The sequence below is a fragment of the Pseudomonas sp. MF08817 genome (assembly GCF_059862705.1).
On record NZ_JCBCUY010000033.1, the window covers coordinates 50,136 to 65,582 of the forward strand.

2 protein-coding genes are annotated in these 15,447 nt (G+C 66.3%); one reads left to right on the forward strand and one right to left on the reverse strand.

What is annotated here, in order from left to right; all coding sequences use genetic code 11:
• The first annotated feature begins 29 nt into the window (after nucleotides 1–29).
• A complete protein-coding gene (locus AC19YR_RS19525) occupies nucleotides 30–12,716 on the forward strand; it encodes a putative filamentous hemagglutinin family protein (protein WP_500599775.1) in 12,687 nt (4,228 codons plus the stop codon).
• Between the two features lie 110 nt (nucleotides 12,717–12,826).
• On the opposite strand, the gene AC19YR_RS19530 is transcribed toward AC19YR_RS19525, so the two are convergent.
• Nucleotides 12,827–15,447 (reverse strand): immunoglobulin-like domain-containing protein (locus AC19YR_RS19530; RefSeq protein WP_500599774.1); only part of this gene is annotated, 2,621 nt, incomplete at its 5' end.

The window sequence follows — 15,447 nt, forward strand, 5'->3', positions numbered from 1 at the left end:
GCCAGACCCGTGAAAAGGACCTGTAAGTGATGCGTTCCCAGCCCAAACCGACTGCCTCTCCCGTTGCCCACCGCCGTGAAGCTGCCGCGCAGCCGGTGTTGCGGCTCAAGCCGCTGGCCCATGCCATTGCCTTGCTGATGCTCGCGGGCTCGGCCTATGGGGCGCAGCCCCAGGCGTTCAGTTCGGGTTGGTTCGCGGCCAAGGGCGCGGCCAAGGCGGCCGGTGTGGCGCGCCCGGGGGCCGGCTTGCCGGGCACGCCGCCACCGCTGTCCCAGCAGCAACGGGCCAACACCCAGTTGCAGCGTTCCTTGAGCACGCTGAACAACACGGTGGCAGCGATTGCCGCGCAACAGGCGGCGCAAGCGGCCGGGCGGGCGGGGGCCAAGGCGGGGCTGGAGACCATTCACAACGGCTTGGGTGGCAATGGCCTGAATGTGGTCATCGGCGCCGACGGCAAGCCGCTGTTCGTCAATGCCGAGGGGCCGGTGCAGACCGATGCCAATGGCAAGACCCTGGTGACCATCAAACAGACGGCAGACAAGGCCGTGCTCAACTGGGACACCTTCAACATTGGCCGCAACACCACCCTGGAACTGCAACAGCAGGCCGACTGGGCGGCGTTGAACCGGGTCAACAACAGCACCGCGCCCAGCCAGGTGCAGGGCGCGCTCAAGGCCAATGGCACGGTGTTGATCGTCAACAACAACGGCATCGTGTTCAGCGGCAGCAGCCAGGTCAACGTGCGCAACCTGGTGGCCGCCGCCACCGATTTCACTGCCGAGCAGTTCACCCAGCGTGGCCTGTACAGCACCAACACGACCAGCCCCAGTTTCACCCAGGCCGCTGGCAAGGTGTTGGTGGAGCAGGGCGCGCAGATCCAGACCCACGCGCCGGCCACCTCCACGGCCGGCGGTGGCTACGTGCTGTTGCTGGGCAAGGACGTGGAAAACGCCGGTGCCATCAACACGGCGCGGGGCCAGACCACCCTGGCGGCGGGCGACAGTTTCATTATCAAAAAGGGCTACGGCACGGACGGCAACGCCAGCTCCACCACCCGCGGCAATGAAGTCAGCGTCAGCGGCGCCGGCCAGGTGAGCAACAGCGGCAGCATCCAGGCGGCCACCGGCGATATCACCCTGGCCGGGCGCCAGGTGCGGCAAAACGGTGTGCTGCTGTCCAGCTCCTCGGTGGACGCCCGTGGCACCCTGCACCTCAACGCCACAGGCAGCGACGCCAGTGTGAGCCTGGGGGAGGGCAGCACCAGCGCCATCCTGCTGGACAGCAGCAACGCCTTGGACAGCCAGCGCGCGGGGTTGATAACCCCGGTCTTGAACCAGGAAGGCAACGTGGTGTCGGCCGACACCTACCGTCGCGACCAGTCCCTCGTGGAGATCAACAGCGCCGGCACCGTGGACTTTCGTGCAGGTTCCGTGACCCTGGCCACCGGCGGGCAGGTGGCGGTCAAGGCCGGCCAGCGCGCGTTGCTGCGCGACGGCGCGGTGATCGACGTCTCCGGCGCCGTGGGCGTCAAAGTGGCGATGGAGGCCAACAGCGTCAAGGTCAATATCCAGGGCAACGAGCAGCGCGACGCTTCGGTCAACCGCGACAGCAAGCAGCTCAACAGCACCGATGTGTGGGTGGATGTGCGTGAGCTGGTGCGCGTGCCCGCAGGTACTAACGGCTACGCCACCGACCGCTGGTACACCGCCGGTGGCCTGCTGGAAGTGGGCGGCTACCTGGGTACCCGCAACCACAGCGTGGGCGAGTGGATGGCCCAGGGCGGCAGCGTGAATTTCAGCGGCGCCGACGTGGTAACCCAGCAAGGCTCGCAGATCAACCTGTCTGGCGGCACCCTCGATGTGCAGAGCGGCAAACTTAAACAGAGCTGGCTGCGGGCGGCGAACGGGCGCCTGTTCGAGGTGTCCCGCGCCCCTGGCGACATCCTCTACAGCGGCCTCTACAAAGGCTATGAAGACCACAGCCCGCGCTGGGGCGTGACCGATTACTACTACAACCCGCTGATTGCCCCGCGTGAGCGGGCAGAGGCCGGCTACACCGTCGGGCGCGATGCCGGGCGCCTGGTCATCGGCACCACCAACGCGGTGCTCGAAGGCCAGGTCATCGGCGACACCTTCCAGGGGGACCGCCAAGTGCAGGCCGCCCAGGCCGGGCTCGAAGGCTACCGGCAGACGCAGACCGCCGTGGCCCGCGGCGCCGAGTTGGTGGTGGGCAGCTATGTGCCCTGGTACATCAAGGACCGCGGCGCCTTGGAATATGTCCTCGGGGCCAACGCCGGCACGCTCAAGAACGTCGTCCTGGGCCACAGCCCCCAGGCCATCGCCGCCGGCCTCGACCTGGCCAGCGTATTGCCCGAAGAGCGCCGTGGCACCTTGCACCTGGACAGCGACCGGCTCAACGCCATAGGCCTGGGCACGCTCAAGGTCGCGGCCACGGGCGCGATCCAGGTAGACGCTGCCCTGCAGGTGGCGAGCGGCGGGGAAATCACCCTGTATGGCCCGGATATCGAGGTCAACGCCAACCTGACCGCCCATGGCGGGCGCCTGCAACTGGGCAACGTACAGCCCCAGGTCACCACCCTCGGTGACCAAGGCAAGCAGGACTTTACCCTCGGCGGGCGCGGCACCCTGCTGGTGCAGAACGCGGCGCGGCTAGATGCCAGCGGTCTGTGGAGCAACCAAGTGCTCGCCCCGGGCGACATCAGCCGCTTGCCCTACCTCAACGGTGGCAGCGTGGCGCTGCGCAGCAGTGGCGATGTCACGCTGGCGGCGGGCACCTCGGTGGATGTGTCCTCGGGCGCGGGCCTGGGGGTCAAGGGCCAGTTGCTCGGTGGCAAGGGCGGCGACCTGAGCCTGGCCGCCAACGCCAACACCGCAGGCGCCAGCGGCGTCCTGACCCTCGATGGCCAGTTGCAGGGCTACGGCGTGAAGGGGGGCGGGCGCATGAGTGTGCAGGCCGGCGAAGTGCTTATCAGCGACCAGGCCCGCGACCCGGCGTCTACCGCCCTGCACCTGGGCGGTGGCTTTTTCAACAAGGGTTTCTCCGCCTACGACATCACCGGCAACGAGGGCCTGCGGGTGGCCGACGGCACCCAGGTCGAGGTGACGACGCCGGTGTATCGCTTCAAGGAATCGGCCCAGGGCCTGGCCGTAGGTTCGGCGCCAGGGGCGGCGCTGGAGCTGTGGACCCCGCCCCTGGCCCTGGCGGACCCGATCAAGGGCCGGCTCACCCAGCGCCAGGGCGCCAGCCTGAGCTTGCAGGCGGGCACTCTGATCTCCAATGCGGCGCAGATGGCCAGGGTGCAGGCCGAGATCGGCCAGGGTGCGCTGATCCGTGTCGACCCAGGACAGGCCATCAAGGTGCGCAGCATTGGCCAGTTGACGGTGGACGGCACCCTCAGCGCCTGGGGCGGGCAGATCACCCTGGGCGCTATTGCACCGAGTGCCTCGGTGACCGAACCGGTAGAAGCGGTGGGGCATGGCCGCTCCATCTGGATTGGCGAGCATGCGTTGCTGGATGTGGCCGCACGCGCCAGCACGGCGGTGGATGCCCGGGGCCGGCACTATGGCACGGTGGCCAAGGGCGGCAGCATAGTGGTGGGCGGTACCATCGACCCGGCCACCGGCAAGGCCGATGCGGCCAAGCTGTTTGTGGTGGTGCGCGAAGGCGCCCGGCTGGATGCGTCCGGCACCCAGGCGCGGGTGGACCTGGCGGGCGGCGGGCCAACCCTGATGGCCAGCGACGGCGGTAGCATCTCCCTGGCCTCCAGCAATGGCCTGTACCTGGCAGGGGATTTGAAGGCCAGTGCCGGTGGCAGTGGTGCGGCGGGCGGCACCTTGAGCATGGCCCTGGAAACGCCCCTCTATCTGCCCGATGCCGCGCAACGGGTGCGCCAGGCCCGGGAACTGCTGCTGAGCACGACCCAGGCCCCGGCCTTGGCCGGCGCGACGGCGGCGCAGGTGGCCGATACCCTGGTGTACGGCCAAGGGCGGTTGACGGTGGCCCAGGTCGAGCAGGGTGGTTTCGATAACCTCAACCTGCTGAGCAATGGCGCCATCAGCTTCGACGGCGATATGTCCCTGCGCCTGGGCCAGAGCCTGAGCTTGTATGCCAACGTGCTGGCCCTGGGTGAGAACGCGGCGGGCCAGGCCCGTGTCAGCCTGGCGGCGCCACACGTGCGTCTGGCGGGTGTCGGCAATGTTGGAGGGGGGCCGGCGAACGAGATTCGCCCCACGGTTCAGGACACGGTTTCCCAGCAGGCCGCGGCGGGCAACCTGTCGGTGGCGGCTGCTACGCTGCTGGAGGTGCGCGATAGAGTCACCCTCGGTGGCCACGCCGGCCAGCATGAGCACGTGGCGGGTGTGTTCGACCGCCGTGGCTTCGCTCAGGCGCAGTGGGTCAGCCAGGGCGATTTGCGCTTTTTGGCCGGCACCAGCAAAACGGCCCTCACTGAACTGACCACCCCGGGCGACCTGCACCTGGCCGCCGCGCAAATCTATCCGGCCACCGGCGCATCTGCGCGGGTGCGGGCAGGCTATCTGGGGCCCAACGTCGATTTCGATGTGCAGCGCACCCTGAGCATTGGCCGTGTCAGCCCCCTTGACCCGGCGCAACCCTATTCGGTGTTCGGCAGCCTGTCGCTGGCGGCGGCCCATATCGAGCAGGGAGGGGTGCTGCGCGCGCCCATGGGCAACCTGACCCTGGGCTTTGATTCAGGCGTGCAGCGGGCGACGCGTTCGGTCAACCTACTGCCCGGCAGCCTGACCTCGGTCAGCGCCGGCGGCCTGACCCTGCCCTATGGCGGCACGCTGGACGGTGTGACCTGGCGCTACAACGGCGAGCAGGTGCAATTGCTCGGCGTGGGCGGCACCGACATCGCCGGCAACCTGAAGGTAGGAACCCGGTTGCTGGGGCAAACCCTGGACGTGCAGCAGGGGGCGGTCCTGGACCTGTCCGGCGGCGGCGCTTTGCTCGGTGCGGCTTTTGTTTCCGGGCGGGGTGGCTCTACCGATGCGCGCTACAACCCCCTGGTGCAGATCAGCGCCGACGGCCATTTCACCCTGCCGGGGCTGGCCACCAACCCGGTGTACGCTATCGTCCCCGGGGTGCAGGCCAACGTGGCGCCCAGCGATGGCGAGCGTGGCGCGAGCCAGCCGCTGGCGGGCCAGCAGATCAGCATCGGCAGCGGCGTGCCGGGCCTGCCGGCGGGCACCTACACCCTGTTGCCGTCCACCTATGCCTTGCTGCCGGGGGCCTTCCGGGTAGAGGTCAATGGCTTGGCCCAGGCCTTGAGCGCCGGCGCGGTACCGGGTGCGGTGGCCCTGCGCAATGGTTCCTGGGCCACGGCTGGGCAACTGTCGATTGCCCATACCGGCATCCGCGACAGCCAGGCCAGCCAGGTGATCGTCACCCCGGCGGCCGTGTTGCGCCGCTATTCCCAGTACAACGAAACCTCCTATGCCGACTTCGTGCGCGCCGACCAGGTGCGGGTCGGCGTGCCCCGTGCCGCGCTTGAGGCCGATGCCAAGAACCTGCGCCTGGAGCTGTCGCGGGGCGTGCAGGCGCAAAACGCCCTGAACTTCGCAGGCGAGGCGCGCTTCAAACCTGCCGAGGGCGGTTTTGGCGCCACCGTTGCCGTCACCGCCAGTCAGGGGTTAGAGATCCTCGCCAGCGGCGCGCCCGTCAGCAGCAACCCGCAAACGGTTTCGTTGTACGCCGACACCCTCAATGCCCTGGGCGCGGCCCGCCTGACTCTGGGCGGCGCGACCACGGTGACGTATGGCCAGGGCGGCAACTTCGTCGACTTTGACCGGGCGCAAAGAGCGTGGTCGGTGGCCCTGCGTGAAGGCGCGACCCTGGTGGCACCGGAGGTGTTCCTGATCGCCAACGCGCCGGTTGGGATGGAGAACGGCGGCATCCACATCGAGCAGGGTGCGTCGATCAATACCCTGGGGCGTGGCAAGGCTGCCTACGACTCCGGCGACGGTTTCATCTACCAACCGGGCGTCAACACGGTGGTGGCTGTCTCCAATGGTCGCTTGCAGATGTTGGCCCCGCTGGCCACCAGCGACCGCGCGCCGGGCAGTATCCTCGTCGGCCAGTGTGCGCTGGCGGCCTGCGGCAATGAAACGCGGCTGTACTCCGAAGGCACGATCGCCTTCGCCACTAACCACACCTTCACCCTCGACGATGCGGTGCGCTACGGCACCCGCCACTTGGCGCTGGCGGTGGGCGCCATCAACGTCGGCACCCCGCAGGCCCTGGCCGCTGCGGCCGAGCGCAACACCTTGCCCCTGGGCCTGACCCTGGACCAGCAGGTGATGGAACGCCTGCTGCGCGGCGACACCTCACGCGGCGCGCCGGCTCTGGAAAGCCTGGGGCTGACCGCCGGGCAATCGCTGAACTTCTTTGGCAGCAGCACCCTGAGTACCCTGGACAGCAACGGCAAGTCGCTGCTGGACAAACTGGTCCTCAGCACCCCGGCGATCTACGGCGCGGGCAATGCTGACGACGTGGCGCTGATCCAGACCGGCAACCTGATCTGGAGCGGGGCACCGAACGCGGCTGCGCCGGTGATCGCCCAGGGGGCCGGAACCGGCAGCGGCACCCTGCAGGTCCAGGCGCGGCGCATCGAGTTCGGCCACGGCCCCGACACCCAGGCCGACAGCCTGGGGGATTACGGGCGCAGCACCCTGGGTTTTGCCAACGTCAACCTCACGGCCAGCGAGCGCATCACCGCCAACCACAAGGGCAGCCTGGCGGTGTACCAGGCCCGTGGCGCCTATGAAGCGGGCAAGGGCTACGCCCACAGCGGCGGCAACCTGACCATCAGCACACCGCTGTTGACCGGCGAAGCGGGTTCGGTGAACCGCATCACCGTGGGCGGCGACCTGCGCGTCAATGGCAACGGCGCGGCCAATGGCGTGGCGGTGCAGGCCTTGGGCGGCGAACTGCTGCTGGCGGCCCGCAGCATCGGGCTGGACACTGCCGTGGTTCTGCCCAGCGGCAAGTTGACCCTCAGCGCTGAACAGGACATCCACCTGGGCGACGCCGCACGGCTGGACCTGGCCGGGCGTACCGTGGGCCTGCTGGACGAGAAACAATATAGCTGGGGCGGCGACGTCACCCTGCAGAGCCGCCACGGCAATATCCGCCAGGGGGCGGGTGCGGTGATCGACCTGTCGGCGCACAACAACCAGGGTGGCCTGCTCAAGGCCGTGGCGGTCGAGGCGGGCGCCGGTGTGATCGATCTGCAGGGCCGCATTCTCGCGGGCAGCAGCGGCTATTACGACGCCGGTGGCACCCTGGTGCCGTACAAGGCCGGGGGGGTGGATATCCGCGGCCAATACCTGGGCGATTTTGTGGCCTTGAACCAGCGCCTGAACGACGGCCAGGTATTTGGTGCGCGCAGCTTTACCCTCAAACAGGGCAACCTGGTGATCGGCAACGAACTCAAGGCCAGCCAGATCAACGTCTCGGTGGACAACGGCAGCCTCACGGTGCTGGGCACCCTCGACGCCAGCGGCGAGCGGGTCGGCAGCATTCGCCTGGCCGGCCAGCATGGCCTGACCCTCGCCGGCAGTGCCTTGCTCGACGCCCATGGCACGCAGTTGCGGGTCGATAGCTACGGCAAGATCATCGACTCGCCGAACCGCGCCATCGTTGAACTCAACAGTGGCCTGGGCACCCTGACCCTGGCCGATGGCGCACGCATCGACCTGCGCCACGGCACTGCGGCGGCCGTGGGCAGCGGCCCCGGCCAACACGACGGCCAGGCCCGTGGCACCCTGGAACTCAACGCCCCGCGCCTGAATGCGGGCGACCCGACCCAGGGCGACATCGCCATCGATGCCAGCGGCCGCTTGGGCATTTTCGGTGCGCGTTCCATTGGCCTCAACGCCGTGGCGCGCTACACCGACGCCCCGGTCGGCCCGGTGCCGGCGGCCAGCGGGCGGCCGTATCAGATGATCGACCAGGCGTACCTCAATGCCAAGCACCTGAGCAGCCAACTGTTCATCGACCACGCACTGGCCAACAACGGGCTGATGCACGGCCAGCTCGCGGGCCTCAACAACGCGGCATACCGCGAGGCCTTCCACCTGCGCCCCGGAGTGCAGATCCTCACCGAAGGCGACCTGGTGGTCAGTGGCGACCTCGACCTCTCCGGCTACCGCTACGCCAGCGTCAACCCCCATACCCAACAGACCTCGGTTTACGGTTCAGGCGAACCGGGCAGCTTGGTGATCCGTGCTGGTGGCAACCTGGATATCTACGGCAGCATCAACGACGGCTTCGCGCCACCGCCGGCCACCCCGGACGACAAGGGCTGGGTACTCACCCCGGGTATGCAGGGCTTCGGCGCCGACGTTATCGTGCCCGGCCCTGGGGTGGTGTTGGAGGACGGCAGCCTGTTCCCGGCCGGCAAGACCCTCAACTATGCATTGCCCTTCAAGGCCACCACCCTGGCCTCCGGCACCGTGCTGGCGGTGCAGGGCAGCTTGCAAGCGCCGCTGACCCTGCCGGCCAACACCGTGCTCAGCGCCGCCGTGCGCGACAGCAACGGCCAGGTGCTGTACGCCGCCGGCACCCTGTTGCAGCAACCGCTGGTGCTGGCCACGGGCACCTTGCTCGATGCCGGCACCCTGTTGCCCGGCCCCGCCAGCCTGGGGCCGATGACCTGGCCGGCCGGTGTGCCACTGCCGGGCCGGGCCCAGTTCAGCAACGATGAGCCGGACGGCGTGCGGCTGGCCGGTAGCCTGGCGCTCAAGGTGGGCGCGTTGATCCCGTCCCTGACGGATATCAAACTGCCAGCCGGCGTGCTGTCGGTGCCGCTGCGCAGCGTCACCGGCGCCAGCACCCGCAGCAACTGGGCGGTGGCGACGATGCTGGCCGAAGGCTCGCAATCCTGGTCGCTGCGCCTGGTGTCGGGCGCCGACACCACGGCCGCCGATAGCCGGGCGATCAAACCCACCTACGCCGGCGACCTGACCCTGGCCGATACCCACTACGGCCTGTACGAGGTGTACGAGAAAACCATCATCCCGGGTAAACCGGCCAAGCCGGGCGGTGCCCTGTATTGGACGGACTTGGGGACGGAGTTCGGTTTTGAACCCGGCACCCCGGTGTCCGAGGACGACGAGGGCGTGTGCACGGACATGCCGGGCATCTGCGTTACGACGACCTACGTGTGGGGCGATTCGGCAGGGGAGTTCGGCTACACGCCGGGCACCCCGGCGGTCTCCGGCCCAGACGAGGAAATGTGCCTGGAATTGGGCGACTGCGTGGTGGTCGGCCTGCCCACCCCTGAAGTGCCTGAGCAGGTGATTATCGGTGCGCTCAAACGGGTCAACCCGATTACCCAGCATTTCAGTGTGCTGCGCACCGGCACCGGCGACCTCGACCTGGTGGCGGCCGGCAACGTGGCGATGCAATCGCTGTACGGCATCTACACGGCCGGGGTGTCCAGTGCCTCGCGCGCCGGCAGCGCGGCGCCGGCCTTCGACCGCCCGCGCAGCAACGCCAGCGACGGCACCCTCCTGGGCAGTGCGGGCAAGGCCTATGAAGGCCTGGTCAATGAAAACCCCAACAGCCTGTATGCGGCCTGGTACCCCGACCAGGGCGGTAACGTGCTGCTGCGGGCCGGTGGCAGCCTCAGTGGCGACATCCTCAGCCCGAACACCGGCGTGGTGCCGTATATCGGCGATGGGCGCACCCAACTGGACAGTGCCAACCTGGGCAACTGGCTATGGCGCCAGGGCAGCGGGCACATCCAGGGCGTGGACGAAACCCCCACCAGTTGGTGGATCAACTTTGGCACCTATATCAAGGGATCCGGCGGCGGCAACACGGCCTACCCACTCCTTGAAAGAAGCGAGATCGAGGCAATGCCGCGGCTGGTGGGCTTCACTGGTGTCGGCACCCTGGGCGGCGGCAACCTGACCCTGGACCTGGGCAGTGATGCGGGCATGCTTGCTCGTCGCGGTGACAGCCGCGGCTTGAGAGCACCGCGCAGCGCCGGTTTGGCGCTGGCGGTGGGCAGCACCGGGCGCGTGACCCCGGGCGGCGAGCTGCTGCTCACCGGCGGCGGTGACCTGGACGTGCGCATGGGCGGCGACCTCAACCCGGACCTCAAGGCCCGTGCGGCCTTGCCAGGGACCGACGTGTCCGGCGCTCCTGGCGATTACACACAACAGCTCCTGAGCCTCAACGGTGTGCTGAGCAACCTGCGCGGCGCCCTCAACCTGCAAGCGGGCAGCCTGGGTGGTATCGCCCTCAGTTATGGCCGTTTTGAGGGGCAGCATGACGACAAAGAGAGCCGCGCCTATTCGCCGTACACCGCGACCCGGGGCGCCGCCACCGGCGGTGTGACCCTGATGCTGGGGGACGCCACGGCGAACCTCTCCACCCGTGGCGACCTGGTGCTGGCGGGGGCCGGCGATCCGGGGCGGATCAAGACCGAACATGCCTCGGCCTACCGCTACAACGGCCAGGCGTATGGCGAGGGGCAGAGCTGGTTCTCCCTGTGGACCGAACACACCGCCATCAACCTGTTCTCGGCCGGCGGCAGCATGACCCCCAGCGTGCAGAGCGGTGCCGTAGTACGTGGCTCTACGTTGACACCTGAGGGTAGCAAAAACCACTCCACCACGGACGGGCGCTTCCTGTTTCCCTCGAAATTGAGTGCGGTAGCCGCCAGTGGCAGCATCTTCCTTGGGACTTCGGCCCTGGGCGCCAACGGTGCCTTTAACAACTCTGCCTATTCCCTGTTGCTGGCCCCGTCCAACAGCGGGCGCCTGGCTTTGCTGGCGGGTAACTCGATCTATGCCGGCGGTTATGCCGTCAGCCAGTCGGGTGCCAGCCTGGATACCCTGCCAACGCCGTTTGCCCCGGCCTTTGTCGGCTGGAATGGCCTTGAGCAGGTGGTCAATAACCTGAGCGGCGAATCAGTACCCGCCAACAAGATCGAGTTCTCCCTGTTCGCCTTCGGTGCCAACACCGCCAGCGCGCGGGCCGCGTTCTCGGCTACACCGGCGCGGTTCTACGCCGCCACGGGTGACATCGTCGGCCTGCGCAGCGGTGAACTACTGAACTTCACCATCGGCGACCGCATTGGCCAGACCCGCTATGAGGGTGCCGGCCCGGTGTGGATGAAGGCCGGGCGCGACATCGTCGGCTCGGGTACGGCGCTTAATATGCCGACCCAGATGCCAACGAAAATCGCTGCTACCACGAGCAATATCTCGGGTTCGGGTACCAGCAGTGGCAACCTCTTCGTGCATGGCAACGCCAGCGATATCTCGGTGGTTTCGGCGGGGCGTGACATCCGCTACAGCAGCTTCAACATCGCCGGCCCTGGCACCCTGGAACTCCAGGCCGGACGCAATATCCTGATGGAAGACCGCGCCTCGGTGACCAGCCTGGGGGCGGTGGTGTCGGGGGATACGCGGCAGGGGGCGAGCATTGTGATGGAGGCCGGTGTCGGCGCCGGGGGGCTGGATTACCTCAAGTTCGTGCGGCCTTACCTGGACCCGGCCAGCCGCGCCCACAGCGACCAGGCCCTGGCCAGCCAACCGGGCAAGGTGGCCAAGACTTACGAGGCCGAACTGCTGGCCTGGCTGCAGGCGCGCTTTGCCTACGCCGGCACAGCGCAGGAGGCCCCGACCTACTTCGCCAGCCTGGCGCCGGAGCAGCAGCGGGTGTTTGCCCGTGATGTGTACTTCGCCGAACTGCGGGCCGGTGGGCGCGAGTACAACGACGTGGACGGGCCGCGTTTTGGCAGCTTCCTGCGCAGCCGCAACGCTATCGCCAGCCTGTTGCCCAAGACCGACGTGGCGGGCAACCCGATTGTCTACGACGGCGACATCACCCTGTATGGCGGCGCCGGGATCCACACCCTGTTCGGCGGCGACATCCACCTGCTCACCCCGGGCGGGCAGCAGGTGTTCGGTGTCGAAGGGGAGGCGCCACCGTCCACCTCGGGGGTCATCACCCAGGGCGCCGGCAATATCGGGCTGTATGCCCAGGGCAGCATCCTGCTGGGCCAGAGCCGCATCATGACCACCTTCGGCGGCGATATATTCGGCTGGTCGGATCAGGGCGACATCAACGCCGGGCGTGGCTCGAAAACCACGGTGGTCTACACGCCGCCCAAGCGGGTCTACGACCAATGGGGCAACGTCGCCCTGGCGCCGAGCGTGCCCAGTTCCGGCGCGGGCATCGCCACCCTGGCCCCGATTGCCGAAGTACCGGCGGGGGACATCGACCTGCTGGCACCCCTGGGCACCATCGATGCGGGCGAGGCGGGGATCCGGGTGTCGGGCAACATCAACCTCTATGCCCTGCAAGTGGTCAACGCGGCGAACATCCAGGTGCAGGGCAAGGCTTCCGGCATGCCGGTGGTGGCGGCCGTGAACACCGGGGCCATCACCTCGGCCAGTTCCGCCGCCACCTCGGCCACCCAGGCCGCCGAAGACGTGGCACGCCAGCAAAAGGCCGCGGCGCGGCAGAACCTGCCCTCGGTGGTGACCGTCAAGGTGCTGGGCTACGGCCAGGAACCCTTGGCCGCCCCCCGTGAAGGCGCCAGCCGTGCCCCGGCCTACAACCGGCAAAGCCCGGTGCAAGTGCTTGGCGCAGGCCCCTTGAGCGACCAGGCGCAGTTGCAATTGACTGAGGAGGAACGAGGCAACCTGACCCTGTAGATGCGAGTTTTCCCGCCTCTACAGGTGGGGTTGCGGCGGATGCTGTAGCGCGAGCGGTGGCCGGAATGGATTTATGAAGGGCTAAATCCATTCCGGTGCTTTTACATGGGCTAGAACACCACTAGGCAAAGAAAGCTGGTGTTGTGTTCTGTGGTATATGCTTCGTTACCGTCACGAAAGTGTTTGCCCCAGTACTGCGGTAACAGGCCTCCGGCTTTGTCCGTTGACCAGAAGTAGCTGTGGGCTTGCCCTGGCCAATTACCTCTGTACGTATCGTAGATCGCCCTTAGTTCATTCATATTGGGCAGCCGGCCGCCCCGGTTACTTGCCATGCTTGTGCACGTTTTATAGCTGCCTCCGTAGAACGTATCTTGGAAGAACCTGACGTTGGAAACCGAGACGGAGTAGTACACTTGCTTGTGTTCCGAGTCCTGCACGGTAATGGTGGTTGAACCGTTGTTGCGTATGACCACGACGCCGTTGTTATCCACGACAGCGCAAGCCGTATTGGTCGAGGTATAGATGTAGGGTGGTAACCCTCCAGTGGCCTGGCGCTGGAATTGGTCGGCACCATTGCTGGGCCTTACTTCATGGGTTTTATCTTTCCACAGATACAAGGTCTGGTTGCGAATGACCGTCGAAGTATCAATGCTCAGCGCCGGTCTTGCCGTCAGTGTGTAGTTGGTCGATTGAAACAACACAGCCTGTGCTTCACTGGTACTGCCATCAAACGTCACCTTGCAACTTATGGTGACCTGGCTGTTATTGTTCAACCCCTGCAGCCAAGTGCGCAGCACATCTTTGTTTGCCACACCACTGTTCGCCTCGCTCGCACTGATGGAATAGGCGCTAAGTACCACCAAGTTAGACGCACCCGGGCTTGTACAGCTCATCCATACCCGTTGCCCGGTATTGCTCAATGACCATTTGGCGACAGCCGCCTTGGCGTTGCCGGTGAAGGTGTTCAGGTCCAGCTTTGCGTTGTGGGGAAGGTTATTGATGAGCGGCCTTGGCAGGCTGGTCTGGGGGATCGGTGTCACGGTCACGGTCACCATCCCAGAGGGTTTCATGCCCCCACTGCGGGTCACTTCGTACTTGAGGGTAAAGGTACGGTTGGCATTGCCGACGTTGGCGGCAATGGCGCTGGCGGGGATATCGAACTCGACGGTCTTGTCGGTTTCGCCCGGTTTAGGGGCGATGGTCGGGCTTCCTGCGCCGGATGTACCCACCATGATGAGGCGGATGCTGTCGCCGGTGTTCATGTCCGGGTAGGTCACCTGCACCTTGGCCCCGCTTACGCCTTGCAGCGGCGCATAGGTGACATTGGCGCCTGACCCCGTGGCGTTCAGCAATACCGGCAGCGGCAGGTCCAGGACCGCCCTTACGGTGTAGGTCTTGACCGGGAAGACAATCGCCCGGCCGACCGTGTTGTTGGTCGTCAAGGATGCTTTGAGGTGAATTTCCAGGGTGGAGTTGTCCCTCAGGCTGGCGAAGAACGGTGAGTACGCTGCTGGTTGATCGAAGTACCCGATGCTGATCCAACTGGGGTTGGTCTGCGCGCCCCCGCCATTCCATAGAGTCAGGCTGGCGGCCGTACCATCGGTCTTCGTGCCTTTGAGTTCCAGCCACACCGGGCAACCGGAGGTGATAAACGGCCACACGCCAATGCGCACGGTGGCCCCTCCTGTGATGGTCGAGAGATCGAGAATATTGCCGCTGGTGTTGTTGATTTGGATGAGAGTTTTGACCAGTTCGTCGGTGGGAATCGGTGTTACGGTCACGGTCACCATCTCAGAGGGTTTTATCTCCCCACTGCGGGTCACTTCGTACTTGAGGGTAAAGGTACGGTTGGCATTGCCGATGTTGGCGGCAATGGCTCTGGCGGGGATATTGAATTCGACGGTTTTGTCGGTTTCGCCTGGTTTAGGGGCGATGGTCGGGCTTCCCGCGCCGGATGTACCCACCATGATGAGGCGGATGCTGTCGCTGGTGTTCATGTCGGGGTAGGTGACACGCACCTTGGCGCCGTTGGTACCCAACAGCGCAGCGTAGGTGACATTGGCGCCTGACCCCGTGGCTTGCACCAGCACCGGCCGCGGTAAGCTCAGAGCCGCTTTTACGGTGTAGGTCTTGACCGGGAAGACAATCGCCTGTGTCACCGTGTTGTTTGTCGTCAAGGATGCCTTGAAGTGAATCTCCAAGGTGGAGCCATCCTTGAGGCTGGCGAAGAACGGGGAAGAATGTGTCTCCTGGTAATGGCCGGCGCTGATCCAAGTGGGGCTGGTCTGCGCGCTCCCGCCATTCCATAGAGTCAGGCTGGCGTCCGTACCATCGGTCTTCGTGCCTTTGAGTTCCAGCCACACCGGGCAAGCCGTGGTGATAAACGGCCACACACCAATGCGCACGGTGGCCCCTCCTGTGATGGTCGAGAGATCGAGAATATTGCCGCTGGCTTGGTTGATTTGGATGAGAGTTTTGAACAGTTCGTCGGTGGGAATCGGTGTTACGGTCACGGTCACCATCTCAGAGGGTTTTATCTCCCCACTGCGGGTCACTTCGTACTTGAGGGTAAAGGTGCGGTTGGCATTGCCGATGTTGGCGGCAATGGCGCTGGCGGGGATATCGAACTCGACGGTCTTGTCGGTTTCGCCTGGTTTAGGGGCGATGGTCGGGCTGCCCGCGCCGGGTGTGCCGGCCATGACGAGGCGGATGCTGTCGCTGGTGCTCATGT

Coding starts and splice junctions, on each gene's coding strand:
- AC19YR_RS19525 (WP_500599775.1), top strand. CDS start 30: ATGCGTTCCCAGCCCAAACCGACTGCCTCTCCCGTTGCCCACCGCCGT.